Source organism: Streptococcus sp. HMSC034E03 (assembly GCF_001811505.1).
In the GTDB taxonomy this organism is placed as follows: Bacteria; Bacillota; Bacilli; order Lactobacillales; family Streptococcaceae; genus Streptococcus.
Genome location: NZ_KV804949.1, coordinates 1 through 252, shown reverse-complemented (window position 1 = coordinate 252; position 252 = coordinate 1). Strand labels below are relative to the sequence as shown.

Genomic DNA, 252 nt, shown 5'->3' with positions numbered 1-252 from the left:
TTTTTTACGATGGGCCAAGTTTACTCTCCTAGCTTTAAAGATATCGAGATTGCGACTGGTAAGTCGATGAAAGCTAAGATGACTCTGAAAATTCGTGATCCTTTGTCTGATTATCAGCCGAAGAATGAGCATTTTGTCGAAGTCGGAGACAGTCGTCTCAGTGGTGAAAAATGGCAAATTATCGATGTGCGTCCTGATTTTGACAATCGGGATTTTTTGATAGTTGTTATCGGTGGTGGTCAAGATGACTAG

1 pseudogene is annotated in these 252 nt (G+C 40.9%); it reads left to right on the top strand.

The features are described from left to right. Positions 1 to 252: pseudogene (locus HMPREF2805_RS01120) on the top strand (phage head-tail adapter protein); the annotation flags it as partial.